Origin of the sequence: Cytobacillus sp. FSL R7-0696 (assembly GCF_038006865.1) — a bacterium.
Lineage (GTDB): Bacteria > Bacillota > Bacilli > Bacillales > Cytobacillaceae > Cytobacillus > Cytobacillus kochii.
The window spans coordinates 22544-38241 of record NZ_JBBOWA010000001.1; the positions used below are offsets into that span (position 1 = coordinate 22544).

At 34.3% G+C, this 15698-nt stretch carries 13 protein-coding genes and 1 other annotated feature (1 of these 14 cut by a window edge); of the genes, 1 reads left to right on the plus strand and 12 read right to left on the minus strand.

Annotated features, from left to right (window positions below; genetic code table 11):
* Window positions 1-134 precede the first annotated feature (134 nt).
* The 6 genes from MKX29_RS00135 to MKX29_RS00160 all read right to left on the minus strand — a co-directional run bounded on the left by MKX29_RS00135 (window position 135) and on the right by MKX29_RS00160 (window position 7432).
* On the minus strand, window positions 135-1010 hold the full coding sequence (locus MKX29_RS00135) for an alpha/beta fold hydrolase (RefSeq protein ID WP_251161350.1): 876 nt from the start codon (window positions 1008-1010) through the stop codon (window positions 135-137).
* A gap of 388 nt (window positions 1011-1398) precedes the next feature.
* Window positions 1399-3222 (minus strand): oligoendopeptidase F, encoded by a 1824-nt coding sequence (gene pepF, locus MKX29_RS00140; protein ID WP_341103191.1) that lies wholly within the window; start codon window positions 3220-3222, stop codon window positions 1399-1401.
* A 115-nt stretch (window positions 3223-3337) separates the two neighbouring features.
* Entirely contained in the window at window positions 3338-4507 is a 1170-nt protein-coding gene (locus MKX29_RS00145; RefSeq protein WP_341103194.1) for a competence protein CoiA, read from the minus strand.
* Between the two features lie 76 nt (window positions 4508-4583).
* Window positions 4584-5234 (minus strand): adaptor protein MecA, encoded by a 651-nt coding sequence (mecA, locus tag MKX29_RS00150; RefSeq protein ID WP_224937750.1) that lies wholly within the window; start codon window positions 5232-5234, stop codon window positions 4584-4586.
* Between the two features lie 671 nt (window positions 5235-5905).
* A complete protein-coding gene (spxA, locus tag MKX29_RS00155) occupies window positions 5906-6301 on the minus strand; it encodes a transcriptional regulator SpxA (protein WP_095369795.1) in 396 nt (131 codons plus the stop codon).
* 555 nt (window positions 6302-6856) lie between these two features.
* Window positions 6857-7432: a GNAT family N-acetyltransferase gene (locus MKX29_RS00160; RefSeq protein WP_095369796.1), complete on the minus strand. Its 576-nt coding sequence runs from the start codon at window positions 7430-7432 to the stop codon at window positions 6857-6859.
* A gap of 241 nt (window positions 7433-7673) precedes the next feature.
* On the opposite strand from MKX29_RS00160, the gene MKX29_RS00165 reads away from it, so the two are divergent.
* Window positions 7674-7859 carry a hypothetical protein gene (locus tag MKX29_RS00165; protein WP_224937749.1) on the plus strand — a complete coding sequence of 62 codons (186 nt, stop codon included), beginning with the start codon at window positions 7674-7676 and terminating at the stop codon, window positions 7857-7859.
* A gap of 85 nt (window positions 7860-7944) precedes the next feature.
* Here the strand turns inward: MKX29_RS00165 and MKX29_RS00170 are convergent, their stop codons facing one another.
* From MKX29_RS00170 to MKX29_RS00195, 6 genes are all read right to left on the minus strand, one after another.
* On the minus strand, window positions 7945-9159 hold the full coding sequence (locus MKX29_RS00170) for a putative glycoside hydrolase (protein WP_445662684.1): 1215 nt from the start codon (window positions 9157-9159) through the stop codon (window positions 7945-7947).
* A gap of 281 nt (window positions 9160-9440) precedes the next feature.
* Complete coding sequence (locus MKX29_RS00175; protein WP_224937747.1) at window positions 9441-10376, minus strand: ABC transporter ATP-binding protein; 936 nt, start codon at window positions 10374-10376, stop codon at window positions 9441-9443.
* A gap of 3 nt (window positions 10377-10379) precedes the next feature.
* The gene (locus MKX29_RS00180) at window positions 10380-11447 is read right to left on the minus strand and encodes an ABC transporter ATP-binding protein (protein ID WP_224937746.1); all 1068 of its coding nucleotides are present in this window, start codon (window positions 11445-11447) and stop codon (window positions 10380-10382) included.
* Between the two features lie 11 nt (window positions 11448-11458).
* Entirely contained in the window at window positions 11459-12373 is a 915-nt protein-coding gene (locus MKX29_RS00185; protein ID WP_095369801.1) for an ABC transporter permease, read from the minus strand.
* 6 nt (window positions 12374-12379) lie between these two features.
* Window positions 12380-13312 (minus strand): ABC transporter permease, encoded by a 933-nt coding sequence (locus tag MKX29_RS00190; protein WP_224937745.1) that lies wholly within the window; start codon window positions 13310-13312, stop codon window positions 12380-12382.
* Between the two features lie 165 nt (window positions 13313-13477).
* Window positions 13478-15112 (minus strand): peptide ABC transporter substrate-binding protein, encoded by a 1635-nt coding sequence (locus MKX29_RS00195; protein WP_341103211.1) that lies wholly within the window; start codon window positions 15110-15112, stop codon window positions 13478-13480.
* Between the two features lie 514 nt (window positions 15113-15626).
* Window positions 15627-15698: a binding site (T-box leader), on the plus strand (it continues 127 nt past the right edge of the window).

Below are 15698 nucleotides of genomic sequence, written 5' to 3' on the forward strand. Positions count from 1 at the left end.
CTACTCATAGTGAACTGCCATTATAATTAGTTATCATCAAGAATGGTGCTGGTTTTTTAAAACATTTAAAGGAACCCCATATTGGTTTGAAGTTCCAAGTTCCATTAAAGCTCCATAAGTTAAAAGATACCGGGTTAGTAATAATTTTTTAAAAACTCTACAATATCATTGTTAATGTTTATCAGATGCTCTTCAGATGGGAAATGTCCCATATCGTAAGTCTTAAATGCAATTAAATTTGGAATGATTTCTCTAGCTACTTTATTTAATCTACTTTCAGGAAAAAAGATATCTTTTTTCCCTGCTATAATTAAAGTGGGAGAACTATAATGTGTTAATTCTTCCTTCGTAGTTAATTTCGGCATTTCTTGTTCAAGTCTAATATATTTAAATACATCTCCAATAATTTTTTTATCAATTTCCCTCATACTATTATCTGACATAATATCAGTGATTTTATTGAGATATTTTTGCGATGAAGTACCATTATATAAGACTAAAGGAAGTAAAATATCTTTAATCATTCTCATCTTAGATCCTAATCTTATTCCTGCTGGTGATACCAAAACAGAACAGTCAATTTTGTCTGGCATAAACGTGGCTAATCTCAAAATAATACCTGCACCGTAGGACGGACCAACAAATGCACTACTATCTATATTAAAGTAATCCATTAGTTCCTTTATCCATTGGGCAAAACTATTGTCCTTCGCTGAAATTCTACTTTCACCACTGTATCCTGGATGACCAATTGTATCAGGTGCATAAACTCTGTATGTATCTACGAGTGGTAAAAACCAAGATAAAGTCATTGGATTTATACAATTACCACCCTGAAATATAAAAATAGGCTTTCCTTCTGGTGGTCCTGCTATAAGAATATGTGTTTCACCATAACTTGTATCAACATATATCTGCTCAACATCAAAATCAAACGACTCTAGATAATTATCGTAATGTTGAGTAATAAGCTGTTTCCCTTCACTTTTATAAATGGTCCTTTCTCCCAAAGAACATCTCTCCCTTATACCTATACAAATAAAGGTTTATAAGTTTAATAATCAATTAAAAAATTCTGAAAACACAAGCTTATTATAGGTCGCATCCGTTGATAAAGACAGCTTTCAACAATCATCTGGTTAACCGTTCTTTCGTCATTGCGGTCTCTGGCCTGGTCTAAAAAAATTTAAACCAACTTAAATAATGTTTGTGGTATTTTGTTGCCCAAACCATTAAAACGATATATTCAGCCTTCAAACGATTGGGGTAACTATTCATATTTTTTTATATGTACAACCTCTGAACCGTTCTAGCCCACTGATTTAACATGGATTGAGTATACTCAATTCCTTAAGTTAGCAGCCTAAATCATTTGATAAAGGCTGCTAGATAATAATATTAAATCGTTTCTAACAATTGTTCCATCTCATTTAACTTTTCTTCAAACACTTTACATGCTGCCTTAATCGGTTCTGAACTTGTCATATCCACACCCGCTTTTTTAAGCACTTCTATCGGGTAATCAGAACTACCTGCTTTAAGGAAACCAATAAAGCGATCAACTGCCGGTTTTCCTTCTGTTAAAATTTGCTCACTTAAAGCCGTTGCAGCACTATAACCGGTAGCATATTGGTATACATAATAATCGTAATAGAAGTGAGGGATTCTTGACCATTCTAATCCAATTTCCTCATCAATAATGATATCCTCACCACCAAAGTATTTCTTGTTCAGTTCATAATACTTTTCAGTAAGTGCATCTGCTGTTAAAGCTTCATTATTTTGAGCCATTTGGTGAATCTCATGCTCAAATTCTGCAAACATCGTTTGACGGAATACCGTTCCTCTAAACCCTTCTAAGAAATGATTGAGTAAGAATAAACGTTTTTTATCATCATCAATCGTTTTTAATAAATGATCATTTAATAACGCCTCATTACAAGTTGATGCTACTTCAGCGACAAAAATGGAATAATCACCATAAGCATATGGTTGCGACTTACGTGTGTAATAACTATGAACAGAATGACCAAATTCATGTGTTAATGTGAAGAGGTTATTGATATTATCTTGCCAATTAAGGAGGATATAAGGATTCGTACCATAAGCACCAGAAGAATAGGCACCACTTCTCTTCCCTTTATTCTCCCAAACATCCACCCAGCGATTCTGTAGACCCTCTTCCAAAATACTGCGATATTCCTCACCTAAAGGAGCTAAGCCTTCAATCATTAGCTTTTTCGCTTCATTATAAGTAATCGCCATTTTTACATCCTTTACTAAAGGTGTGTAGAGATCATACATGTGCAATTCATCTAATTGCAAAACTTTTTTCCTTAGTTTCACATAACGATGAAGCAAATGAAGATGATCATTAATCGTGCTTACTAATTGATCATAAACAGATTCTGGTATATTGTTCGCCGATAAAGCGGCATGTCGAGCTGATTGATAGTTACGTACCTTTGCATTGAAATTATTTCTTTTCACATTTCCACTTAACGTACTAGCGAATGTATTACGAAACTGTCCATAGGTTGTATACATCGCACGAAAAGCATCTCGACGTACACGCTGATCATCACTCTCTAGGAAGTTGATAAATCGACCGTGTGTCACTTCAACCTCTTCTCCCTCTTCATTTTTAATCGATGGGAATGTTAAATCAGCATTATTTAACATTCCAAAAGTATTACTTGAGGCATCCATTACTTCTGATGCTTGTGCAAGTAAGGCTTCTTTTTCTGCTGTAAGTACATGAGGACGTTGAAGATTGATTTCTTCAAGTGCATGTTCATAGATTTTTAATTCTTCTTTCTCGGCTATATACTGTGCTAATTGATCTTCATCTATGGCAAGAATTTCTGGCACTATGAAAGCAAGTTCACTTGCAACCACTGAATACAACCCTTTGATTTTATCATCTAAACTTTGATACGTTGCATTTGTTGTATCTTGATCATATCTCATTCTTGCATATGTAAAGAGCTTCACAATACGAGAAAGTAAGTGATCTTGATATTGTAAAACATCATAAAGAACCTCTGCACCTTCATGCAACATCCCTTTAAACTTGCCTGCTTCTTTAGATAACTCTTTTACTTCATTAAATTCTTTATTCCATTCATCGTCACTTGAAAAAATATCTTCAAGACGCCAAGTTTCTTCAACTGGTACCTCGTTTCTTGTTGGTAGTTTCTTAACTGTAGAATCGTTAGCCATATTGTTTTCCTCCTACATTCATTATGTTAAAAATTACTATCTGTTACTATCTTACATCAAATGAAAGTAATTGTTCAGTATTATGTTTCACCAATTTATTTAAAATACTTCCATATTATCTTAATGCCATTTTCATAATCATTTCCCCTTCTTCCTTACTTATTTTCTTATTTTTCATATCAGAAGACCTGATTTGAAATGTGGTACCATCGATTTTCTCAATTACTTTTATAATGTTTAAAAGATATAAATAAGCATCGATTACTTCTTTAAGATCTATGGGTATCTCTACGCGTATACGAATATCTTTTCTCTCCAGGCGGAATTGCATGGAATCATACGCATCTTCTAGAGAAAATAACTCTTCATGTCGTAATATATCTATAAAAATATATGTTTGCCACTGAATTGGTGAAGTACTTAGCTTAGCACTCCCCCTTACAGGGAGACCACAAAAATCTGGTAGATTTCCCATATGAAACCCGCAACGGTAGATTTCATCTTTAAACCGTTTAGAAAATGAGCTATATTTAAAGCTTCCATACCTTTTTATATTCTCCCTTTCCTGCAACCAAGAAGAAAAGCTCATTCTCATTCTATTATTTCTTAGATTTAATAATTCGTACAAATTATGCGAGCGAAGTGGTTTCAGATCTAGATGGGCAAAAGACTTTTTCGTAGAAATTGGTAGGAGATGTGAGAGTAAATACAAATTTTCTGTATCAACGTTTAAAATAGGGATGATAAATTTATTAGCGGAAGTTTGCTGAAGAAAAGAATAATGAAAAGCAGTGAAAGAAAATAAATGATTTCCTATAGTATGGAGCTGTTGGTGGGATAATATCCATAGTGGTTTTATTCCTGACTTTATATAGCCATTTGTACGTTTATGAACTATATTTGTGGGAATTATTGAACATTGAAACTCAATGGCATAAACACCTCCGTTATGTTCAAAACTGAGATCCGCCCTTTGATGGATGTTAGCGAAATATTTTTCAATCTCAACATTTCTATAGTATTTTTTTAATAAATCGTATAACAATAATTTCCCTTTCAAGTGGATTTCTGACTCTTTTTCATATGATTCAAAGCATTGACTATGCGGTTTATGAGCAAAGTGAGACTTTTTAAAGATGCCATTCTTTAAAATGACAACATCCTTGCACTCTGGGCAGTAAAAAGACTTTTCCTTCAATTTACCGTATTGCACATCTTGAGCAGTAATAAGTTTGCCATCATTCGTTATTGCCTTTAACATAGGGTTCACATCCTTTCTATACATTCTAACTTCTCCCCTCTCGTTCTTTATTCCTGCATAAAAAGAAAAGACCGACTTCTTAACGAAATCGGCTTTTTTATTAAAAGTATTTTTTTAGTTCAATTAAAGCATTTTCAGCGATAATTACCTTTCCATATTCAGAAATGACGTGAATGGTTGTATCTGTTTCATGCCCATATTCAAGTAGTATACTAAGAATATTATCAATTTCATCCTCTTCAAATTGTTCCTCGGGAAATTCAACGATTAAATAATAGTTATTCTTGTATGAACGCAGTTGCGTATGAACATTTCCTAGTTCCACTCGCTTGGCTAATGAAATGATATCCTCAAAGTCTCGAAAGGCAATAACGAAATCTAATTTTTCTTCCGCTTCCTCTTCTTCATTTTCCTGTAATTGATCAAGCATTGCTTCTACTCTTTCATCTACAGCAAAATCCTTCATTTTTTCATCAGAAACAGGGAGCTCTAACTTTTGACCGTCTTTAGATAACTGCGCCTTCGTTACTAAGATTTCTAATCCTTTATCAAGTGCTTGAACTTGAATCCACAATGGACCTTCCATCACAAAATCTTCTTCTGTGTGAACCTCATCCATCATATCCCAAAAAAGTTCTTCACTTCTCTCTCGGTTGTACCATATTTCATCACGATCAAAGCCTCTTTCCTCAATATCAATATACGAGATATAAAACTTCACCGTGTTTTCATTAATTCTCTCGATTTCCACTTAGCAACTCTCCCTTCTTGCTTTTTGTGAAGGGATTATAACCCCTAATTTGTACTACTTTACTACCATTTACCCTATTTCAAGAAAATTATTCTTTTAGTGATCATTCTAGCAAGAATAATGAGAAAATAACGTGTAAAAACAGATATACCTATTATGTTTTACCTTTTGTTATATTTTATGATAAATATGCTGTAAAGGGAATGCCCAAAAATACAATTGGCAAAAAACGAATGAATGCCTATATTCGTTTATACAATATATATTTATTGTGTTTGTATTTTATCAAAAAAACCTGTCCCCTACAAGAAACAAGCTTAGGCTGATGAAAAGCTTTTTTTCATTACTGATTTGTGATAAAACGCTGTTATGGCTTTTAGAAATAATCGGGTATGAATAACAGTAAAATAATTAGTACGAATATCATGGGGGAAAATGTAGTTCTTCCTCTATTATGTATCAGAAATGTCTAGTGAATAGATTAAAGAATTTGGTTCGGCTATCGTTGCTGGTTTCTCTGCAGATGAACGCGCAAATCTCCTAACCTACGCTTTTCTTATATCAAAAGATGTACAAAACCTCTTTTTATAGAAACTAAAAAACGAACAAATCCGTATAAAAAGGACTTGTTCGTTTTCATTTAAGCACACTTAAGTGAAGTACGAATGGTTTTAGTTAACCAACTTTTGAGCCTCACGTAGATGATACGTACGAACCTTCCTAGGAAGGAAGCGTCGAATTTCATCTTCATTATAACCTACTTGTAATCTTTTCTCATCTAAAATAATCGGTCTTCTTAATAAACCAGGATTATCTCTTATCAATTCAAATAAATCCTGTAAAGGCATCGTTTCAAGATTAACATCCAACTTTTGGAATGTTTTAGAACGTGTGGAAATAATCTCATCTGTTCCATCTTCTGTCATACGAAGGATTTCTTTAATTTCATCAATTGCTAAAGGTTCTGAGAAAATATTTCTTTCTTTGTATGCAATATCGTTTGCCTCTAACCATGCTTTTGCTTTTCTACATGATGTACAACTTGGTGAAGTGTATAATGTGACCATTTTACAATTTCACACTCCTTAGAAATTTAAAGTATATTTTATTCGCCGTAATTGTTTAATTATGCTATTCTTACTGATTGTTACACTTGTTTCCATTTTCAATGAACAGGCTTACTTTCTCATTGAGAATAATCCACTAGGCTGTAACTAATGTTGTAATTTATAATTAATTTAAATAAGCTGTTCCACTTCATTATACACCATCTGTGGAACAGATGATATATATTTTTCTATTCTTCATACACTTTAATGCCAATTAAACAATTAACTTCTGCCTTAGTGAATCTATAATATAAGACGTTTTCATTTAAAAAAGGTTTCATGAAATATTGATTTTTTTATTTGTTCACAAACTGTTCAATTATAGAATAATGAAATCTGTTACTATTTAACTTTATATAACTATGATAGACATTTACCCTTTTTTTTTAAGAATAAACATTTACTTTCTCAATAATCGACTTTAAATGAAAAAAACTTTATAAGAAAATGATGTTGAGCCATTCTTTCTATAAAGAAATCCCGAACATCGAGATTGTTCGGGATTTCTAGGGATTAAATATCTTTTAAAAGATCATTATTATTGTCATTCTCAGAAAAAGTAAGGACTTCATCTACTGGTTGATAAGATGCACCATAGAATTGAGTATCTTTGTAAGTATGAATCAATTCATATGTTTTAATCATTGCATCAAAAATCATTTCTTCCGTTTCGTTATTAGGTGCCCAGAATAAAATTTCCATTGCATTCACTTCATTTGTTGCAAGAGATCGACGACGGTAACCTATAGATTGAGCGTGCTCAAAGCCTTCTCTTTTATAAAATTTCAAGCGTTTCTCTGTATCAGTATCTTCATAATCAACAGGTTCAACTTCTAGTATAATCGGTTTGCCTTTTTCCTTTAATTGATCAATTAACTTATGTCCTAAACCTTGTCCTCTTGAATCTTTGGACACAAATAAGTAGTCGATAAAGACAAAAGTTTCAAGTTCAACATACATTAACACATGCATTGGACCCTCATCTTTATGATAAATATCAGGTCTCTCTTTCAAAAGTGTTTCCATATGCTCTTTTGACTTCATCTCTTCTACAGGAAAATACTGATTCAATTTTTCATACCAATGCATGGACCAAACCCCTTTGTTATTTAAATATTTCCAGTCGTGATAAACTTCCAGCTTTCTCTTCTTGTATAAGAAAATCGTATAAATAAGTCATCATTCACGTATAAATAAACTAAGTTGTTACGCTCTATCAAAGTATTTGTGATTTTCATTCTTTTCATTCTTTAATAAATGCTTTATTATTAGAAATAGAACATCATCAGAATAACTTGAATTTTCCGAAAAGAAAATTGGAGGTTTATCAATGATTGGTTACTTTTCAGACTTGATTATCGTTTCATTGCTCATACTCAGTTTAACTTCCCTTTTAGGTGTACTAATAAACAGCTTGGGAATAAAATTTTTTGGCGGCAAGAAAAAATCCGAATTCGTAGACCAATCTGCATTTATGCAAACCGGATGGAAAAACGTGGGCGGAAAGAAGAAATAATCCTCATCCTATATACTATGATAACGCATACACAATAAGTGTCAAATAATAAGCAGCTGATAAACATCATATCAGCTGCTTCTTTTTAATTTAATGGGGTATAATCAACATTTTCCGTATAATGATTGCCGGCATTCCATAATAAGAATTCGTCAATTCCTTCCTCATTCAGAGCCCTAATTTGATCCTCTATTTCTTGCTTACCATAAGGCTTGTAATTACCGGTACCTAAATAAGATGCAGTAAAATCCTGTAGCCAAGGTCTAGAAATAGGCGGAGAAGCTAGTTCCTCCCGTTTGGCATTCTCTACCTTTGCATACTCTTTAATAAGCTTGTAAGGTTCTAAATCTGGTTTTTGAATCCCAAAGTATGGCCCCCAGTGGCTTGGATAGATCATTGAAGATATGACATCCACATGTTCTGAGATTTTTGAGAAGTTCTGTCCAATCCCAGGTGCCTCTGGTAAAGTAGCCGTATAACCAAAAATATCAACAGATACTTTGACACCATAAGGCTCTAACTGTTCTTTCGCAAACTTAACGAAGTCTGTAACAGCATCTACTCTCAGCTGAACATCATCTTTACCGTTCGTATACTTTCCTTTACTATACTTCAATGAATCAGCCATATGCTCAAATCCTTCAGGGAATCGAACATAATCAAATTGAATTTCCTGGAATCCCATTTTAGCTGCTTCTTTGGCAATATCTACATTATATTGCCACACTTCTTCCATAAACGGATTAACAAAGGCTTCTCCTCTTCCGTTTGTCCATACTTTATTTCCTTCTTTATACGACCATTCAGGCTTTAACTTGGCTAGTGTTGAATCCTTAAAAACAACGACCCTCGCAATAGGGTAAATCTCTTTTTCTTCTAATGTCGTTAACATCTCTTTCGTATCTTTTATATAAGGTTCGACAATATCCTTATATTTACTATCATCTTCCGGTTGGTATGTAAGGTTTCCCCAATCATCTTTAATATCAATAACCATCGAATTTAATTCTGTCTTATCAACAAAATTAGATAACCGTTCAAAATTTGCTCCTCCTGCTGATGGACCAGTAACATAAATACCTCTAATAGCGTCTGGGTAGGTAAAGTCGTAGCCTGAATCGTATGTAAACCGTTTCATTTGTTCAGGTAATTCCATTAAAAAGCCAGCATATTCTTTCTGTGCATGAAGCTGATAACTTTGTTGTTCAGCATTCGCATGGTCTAATTGTGGAACTACACTTAATAAAAGTAAGAAAAAAGCCACTTTAATCGCCCTCACTATTTTTCCCTCCTCATCCATTTATTTTCTTTTTCTTATCTCCTATTCTACTAGAAGTTAAACACAATGCAAAAGAAAATAGTAATAATGAGAAATATTTTAATTTTTGCGATAGTAATTTCATACAAACTATTGTATACTATATTCATACATTTTAGCGATTGAAAGCACTAAACATATTCCTAATATTCATATTTTTCCTAACTGAATATTTGTTTCGAAAATAAATCTTTAGGATGGAGGCAGGTCTTTAGCAAATTTAATCAACGAAAAAACGACCTCAATAAGAGATCGCTTTTAAGTTAACTTTTATGTTCTTTTTGGTATTGTGCAAATTCTTTTTCAGAACAGAAAACAAAGTGATTAGGACGAACTTCACGCATTTCAACCTTCTCATCAGCACTATATTGATGAACAGCTGGGTCATATGTTTTTCGTTGACGTGTTCTTTCTGACTCTGGATCAGGTAAAGGAATAGCAGATAATAATGATTGTGTATAAGGGTGCATAGGATTGCTATACAACTCTTCCGCAGTGGCAAGTTCAACTAGCTTACCAAAGTACATTACACCAATTCTATCACTAATATACTTAACCATTGACAAATCATGAGCAATGAATAAGTAAGTTAACCCTTTTTCACGCTGAAGTTTTTTCATTAGGTTAACAACTTGTGCCTGAATAGATACGTCAAGAGCAGAAATTGGTTCATCAGCAATAATGAATTCAGGTTCAACAGCTAGCGCTCTAGCAATACCGATACGCTGTCTTTGTCCACCAGAGAACTCATGTGGATAACGGTTAGCATGCTCTTTATTTAAGCCTACTGTTTCAAGTAACTCATAGACGCGTTCCATACGCTCTTTTTTCGACTTTGCAAGCCCATGAATATCAATACCTTCAGCAATGATATCCGCAACTGTCATACGAGGATTTAAGGATGCATAAGGGTCTTGGAAAATCATCTGCATTTTACGGTTAAATGCTTTTAGTTGATTGGTTGACTTTTTACCATGAACATTCTCACCATTAAATAAAACTTGTCCATCAGTGGCATTATACAAGCGTATAATTGTTCTACCGGTCGTTGATTTCCCACAACCTGACTCACCAACTAGACCAAGGGTTTCACCTTTGTAAATATCAAAAGTAATGCCATCAACCGCTTTAACCATATTCGATTTACCAACATTAAAATGTTGTTTTAGATTTTTTATTTCAAGTAATTTCTCTGTCATAACTTAAATACCCTCCTTCACAATTACTGGTTTATCAAAATTGGAGGACATTTGACGTTGACGCAACTTCACCGCTGCAGGTGGTTCAACATGAGGTGCATCAGGGTGTAACAACCAAGTTTTCGCAAAATGTGTTTCAGAAATTTGAAACATTGGTGGTTCTTCCTCATAATCAATAGCTAATGCATATTTGTTCCTTGCAGCAAATGCATCACCAATTGGCGGATTTGTTAAGTCTGGTGGCGTACCAGGAATCGCAGCTAATTCATCTTTTGTATCATTATCGACACTTGGCATAGAAGCAAGTAGTCCCCAAGTATATGGGTGCTTCGGATCATAAAAGATTTCATCTACTGTGCCTATTTCAACGATCTGACCAGCATACATAACAGCTACACGGTCTGCCACATTGGCAACAACGCCTAGATCATGAGTGATAAAGATAATAGAAGTATCCATTTTCGCTTGTAACTCTTTCATTAACTCTAAAATTTGAGCTTGAATAGTTACATCAAGAGCGGTTGTAGGTTCATCAGCAATCAGTAATTTAGGGTTTGTAGCCAAAGCTATAGCTATCATTGCGCGCTGTCTCATACCACCTGAGAATTCATGCGGATATTGATTCACTCGTTTATCAGGCATTGGAATACCAACTAGCTCTAATAATTTTATTGCACGTTTTTTGGCATCTGCTTTAGATAAGCCTTGGTGCTTAATCAAACCTTCGATGATTTGATTACCAACTTTCATTGTTGGGTTTAATGAAGTCATTGGATCCTGGAAGATCATACTAATATCTTTACCGCGTATGTTTTCCATTTCTTTTTCTGATTTAGGTACAATATCATCACCATAGAAAAGAATTTCTCCACCAGTAATTTGTCCTGGAGGCATTGGAATTAGTTTCATAAGTGTTTGTGAAGTAACACTTTTACCTGAACCTGATTCACCAACAATAGCTAATGTCTCACCTTTATGAAGGTCAAAGCTAACACCACGAACAGCTTGTACCGTCCCTCCATAAGTTTGGAATGAGACTTTTAGATCTTTTACTTCGAGAATTTTTTCCATGTTCTCACTCCTTATTTACGGCTTCTTGGGTCGAGTGCGTCACGTAGACCATCACCGACTACATTGAATGCAAAAATGGTTAAACAAATAAAGATCGCAGGGAAGAATAATCGCCATGGGTAATATCTTAACGCTGGTAAACCATCATTGGCCATTGTACCCCAACTCGCTAGAGGCGGTGTTAAACCTAATCCTAGGAATCCAAGATAAGCTTCTGTAAAGATTGCAGAAGGAATTGTTAATGTCATTGTAACTAAAATTGGACCCATTGAGTTTGGAATTAAATGTTTACCCATAATTCTTGTTGTATTTGCACCTAAGGTTTTAGAAGCAAGGACAAATTCTTGATTCTTCAAGCTAAGTACTTGCCCTCGAACAATCCGGGACATATTTATCCATCCGGTTATTGTCATAGCGATAATCATCGTACTTAAACTTTGGCCAAGTACAACCATTAACAAGATAACTAATAACAAGTAAGGAATACCTGATAAAACATCGGCACCACGCATCATTATTTCATCGGTTCTACCACCTTTGTATCCGGCGATTCCGCCCCAGGCAACACCAATAAATAAATCGATTAACGCAGCTGCAACACCGATAAAGATGGAAATTCTAGCACCTTCCCACGTACGAGCAAACATATCTCGTCCAAGATCATCGGTACCGAACCAATGCTCAGCAGAAGGTGGCTGATTCTTATTTGTTAAATCATTTGACTTGTAGTCATATTCTGTCATATATGGTCCAAAGATTGCCATGAAGATGAGAATAATAAGTAGGACTATACCAAACATAGCAAGCTTATTTTTTCGGAATCTAATGAAGACATCTTTCCAAAATGAAAGACTTGGCTTCGAAATCTTTTCAGCATCATCTAATTGTGTGCCGACAACTTTGAATTTATCATTCGCACTTTGCATGATTTATTATTCTCCTTTCTTCCCAGCTAGTTTAATCCTTGGGTCGATGATTCCATACGCAATATCCACTAGGAGAATAGCTAATAGTAAAAGAATACTATAAAACACTGTCACACCCATTATTACTGTATAATCACGATTTGTAATACTTGTTACGAAGTGGAAACCTAACCCTGGAATACCGAAAATCTTCTCGATAACAAAGCTACCTGTTAATACACCCGCGGTTAATGGGCCTAAATAAGTAACTACCGGAAGAAGAGCATTTCTCATTGCGTGCTTAACTGTAATTACACCACCGCTCAAGCCTTTTGCTTTAGCAGTTTTAATATAATCATTTGCTAATACTTCAATCATACTAGATCGTGTGAGTCTTGCGATATATGCCATCGGTCCCGCTGCAAGTGCAATAGCAGGCAAAATGGTGTGCATAAATGATTCCCAACGAGCTACAGGGAATATTTGCAGTTTTATTGCTAAGAAATATTGTAAAAATGTTGCCATTATGAATGATGGCACTGATATCCCTAAAACAGCAACAGCCATTGTTGAATAATCTTGCCATTTATTTTGTCTTAAAGCAGCGATAACACCAAATAAAACACCAAAGGCAACGGCAATTAGTATTGCTTGAAAGCCTAATACAAAAGATACAGGGAATCCTTCTGTGATCAAATCATTAACTGTTTGACTTTTGTATTTAAAAGATGGGCCAAAATCCCATGTAACTACATTGATTAGATAATCAAAATATTGTTGATACCATGGCTGATCTAAGCCATAATGTGCTTGTAAATTCGCTTCAATTTCTGGTGGTAGTTTCTTTTCTGAAGCAAACGGGTTTCCAGGTGCAATGCGCATAAGGAAAAATGTTGCCGTTACAATTAGCCATAATGAAATTATCATATATAACAGACGTTTTCCTATATATTTCGTCATTGTCCAACACCTCCAATTGATTTTACTGAGGTCAGTATGTCTACAACTGCAATTCTCACAATAGATAAAATAATACAATTTTACCATTAGAAGGATAATACCTATTACAAGAACGAAGGTATATAGGAAGTTTCATCCCATATACCTTACATTTAAAAGATCAAATTATTCAAAGTGAGCCCATTTATATTGAACATCACCTAAACCAGATACAAATACATCTTTTAAGTTTTCATCTTTAACCCAGTTGTTTGTGTAGAAGTAAATTGGTGCTACTGGCATCGCATCCATAAAGATAGCTTCTGCATCTTTTAACATTTGTTGACGCTTTTCAGCATCTGTTTCAGTTTGTGATTGTTCAAGTAATTTTTGGAATTCAGGATCTTCCCAACCAGTGTTGTTATTTCCACCGTCAGCATCTTTGTACATTTCCAAGAAGTTCATGGCGTCATTGAAGTCACCTAACCAACCCATACGAGCAATTTGGAAGTCTCCACTATTTACACTATCAAGGAAAACATTCCACTCAGCATTATCTAGAGTTACATTAATTCCAAGATTTTCACTCCACATATCTTGAACGGCTTGAGCAATCTTTTGATGTGCTTCAGATGTGTTATAAGAAAGCTTGATTTCTGGTAATTCTGATGCATCGCTTAATCCTAATTCTTCAAGACCTTTATTTAAGAATTCTTTAGCAGTTTCAACATCATTATCAGGGAAGTACCCTTCTTCATTTTCTTGGAACATCGTAGGTGGAACGATTGCCATTGCTGGAAGTTGTTCCCCTTGTGTAATGTTATTAATAATTGATTCACGATTAATTGCGTGAGTTAAAGCTTTTCTAATGTTTGCATTATCTAATGGTTCAACAGTAGTATTGAATTTGTAGTTATAAACACCAGCAATTGCTTGTGTTTCTAATCTACCATCATCTTTAAGTGCTTGCATTGCATCTGTTGGAAGATCTCCTGTTGGAGAACCTGCCCAATCTAATTCACCATTATCAAACATAGATAATTCAGTATTTGGATCATTAATCATGTACATTTCAATTTTATCTAATTTTACAGTGTCTTTATCCCAATAAGTGTCGCTCTTTTCAAGAGTAATTTGGTCACTGTGAGACCATTCAGCTAAGTGGAAAGGTCCGTTTGTCGTATAATTTTCACCAGCATCTGTTGCCCAGTCTGGATTTTCTTTCGCGATTTTACTATTTACTGGTAAATAAGTATAGAAAGCTGTTAGTTCAAGAAAGTAAGGTGTTGGGTTTGCTAGTGTAACTTCTAAAGTTTTTTCATCAACAGCTTTAACGCCAACATCATCTAAGCTACCTTCTCCTGTGTTTGCAGCTTCTGCACCTTCAACATAATATAGTTGATATGCATATGTTGATTGATTAGCTGGGTCTAATGCCCATTTCCATGCATATTCGAAATCCTCTGCAGTTACAGGATCTCCATTTGACCATTGTGCATCTTCACGGATATTAAATGTGTATGTTTTTTGGTCCTCTGAGATTTCCCAATCTTCCGCCATAGCGGCCGCTGGTTTATCGTCTTGACCAATTCGAGTTAATCCTTCTAATACGTTACGAAGAACAGTACCAGAAGTAGAATCTTCAGCCAAACCTGGATTTAATGAAGGTGGTTCAGTATTAATATTTACTTTTAATTCTTGAGGTACATCACTACCTCCATCGCCACCATCTGCATTGTCATCGCCTCCGCCAGCGCAGGCTGCTAGAACCATGCTAGCTAAAAGTAGCATACTTAAAAAGATTGACCATCTTTTTTTCACGGTGAAACCCCCTATTTTTAATTCAAACGATTCTTCACAGGAATAACAATTGTTCACATAGAGTAGATTGATGAAAAAATCAAACAATTTTTATTATAAAAAAAGAGTTGATTCCTTAATGCATACTAAGGAAAGTAAGTTTATTTTGATAGAACAAATTCCCTCTATTCAGATAATTTAGCTTGAATATTAAAATTTGTATCTATTAGACTACGATAAACTCACCTTTTCATCATTCCATCTACCTGTAACCGAACAAAATGTAATATGTTTGTAAAGATGTCGTTTGGTAGGTTTTATTATAGTTTCTTTAAAAGTTTATTTCAAGCCCGTTTTAAATAATCTAAATTATCTATATTTTTTCAAAAAAATGTCGAAACATGTATTATTATTGTCATGTAAGGGTTTTCATAAGTTTTTATTGGTATATAACAAATAATTTTTTTTTTTGCTGTTATAACGCTCACTTGATTTACTTCTACATATATTATATTATGATTACAAATAAATAATACAAATTGCTGTGAGAAAAGAGTAGTACATTTAAGATGGTTTTAAGAGAGCTTATGGTAGGTGAGAATAAGCA